The following is a 1,545-nucleotide window of genomic DNA, read 5'->3' on the forward strand; positions in this document are numbered from 1 at the left end:
TTAATTAGTAGTCTCGGGCAGGCTCGAACTGCCGACCTCTACATTATCAGTGTAGCGCTCTAACCAGCTGAGCTACGAGACTTTGTTGTTTTTAGTTGTCGGTTGTTAGTTGATGGTCGTTAGCGAACTAACTTCTAATATCTAACCTCTAACTTCTCAAACTAAAAATCTCTAATCCCTGATACTAATCTTTAGGGGTATATTGTTATATAAGCAACCAAAGTAAACCAAAGCTTTTTCAAGTATAAAAAACTTAATTTTGTTTATCGTCCTTAAGACGCTCTAAAATGAGATGTTCCAGCCGCACCTTCCGGTACGGCTACCTTGTTACGACTTAGCCCTAGTTACCTGTTTTACCCTAGGCAGCTCCTGTTACGGTCACCGACTTCAGGTACCCCAGACTTCCATGGCTTGACGGGCGGTGTGTACAAGGCCCGGGAACGTATTCACCGCGCCATGGCTGATGCGCGATTACTAGCGATTCCAGCTTCATAGAGTCGAGTTGCAGACTCCAATCCGAACTGAGACCGGCTTTCGAGATTCGCATCCAGTCACCTGGTAGCTGCCCTCTGTACCGGCCATTGTAGCACGTGTGTGGCCCAAGACGTAAGGGCCGTGATGATTTGACGTCATCCCCACCTTCCTCTCTACTTGCGTAGGCAGTCTCACTAGAGTCCTCAACTGAATGTTAGCAACTAGTGACAGGGGTTGCGCTCGTTGCAGGACTTAACCTAACACCTCACGGCACGAGCTGACGACAACCATGCAGCACCTTGAAAAATGTCCGAAGAAGGGTCTATTTCTAAACCTGTCATTTCCCATTTAAGTCTTGGTAAGGTTCCTCGCGTATCATCGAATTAAACCACATGCTCCACCGCTTGTGCGGGCCCCCGTCAATTCCTTTGAGTTTCATTCTTGCGAACGTACTCCCCAGGTGGCTAACTTATCACTTTCGCTTAGTCTCTGAAGCGCAAGGCCCCAAAAACGAGTTAGCATCGTTTACGGCGTGGACTACCAGGGTATCTAATCCTGTTCGCTCCCCACGCTTTCGTCCATCAGCGTCAGTTAAGACTTGGTAACCTGCCTTCGCAATTGGTGTTCTAAGTAATATCTATGCATTTCACCGCTACACTACTTATTCCAGCTACCTCAATCTCACTCAAGACCTGCAGTATCAATGGCAGTTTCATAGTTAAGCTATGAGATTTCACCACTGACTTACAGATCCGCCTACGGACCCTTTAAACCCAATAAATCCGGATAACGCTTGCACCCTCCGTATTACCGCGGCTGCTGGCACGGAGTTAGCCGGTGCTTATTCATACTGTACCTTCAGCTACTTACACGTAAGTAGGTTTATCCCAGTATAAAAGAAGTTTACAACCCATAGGGCCTTAGTCCTTCACGCGGGATGGCTGGATCAGGCTCTCACCCATTGTCCAATATTCCTCACTGCTGCCTCCCGTAGGAGTCTGGTCCGTGTCTCAGTACCAGTGTGGGGGATCACCCTCTCAGGCCCCCTAAAGATCATTGACTTGGTGAGCC

The 1,545-nt window shown here is 48.2% G+C and carries 1 tRNA gene and 1 rRNA gene; both read right to left on the reverse strand.

Annotated features, from left to right (window positions below):
* Window positions 1-8: 8 nt before the first annotated feature.
* Window positions 9-82, reverse strand: a tRNA-Ile gene (locus BMW39_RS19060).
* Between the two features lie 203 nt (window positions 83-285).
* Window positions 286-1,545: ribosomal RNA gene (locus BMW39_RS19065) — 16S ribosomal RNA — on the reverse strand; the annotation flags it as partial.

The sequence above is a fragment of the Epilithonimonas lactis genome, assembly GCF_900110605.1.
Classification (GTDB): Bacteria; Bacteroidota; Bacteroidia; order Flavobacteriales; family Weeksellaceae; genus Epilithonimonas; species Epilithonimonas lactis.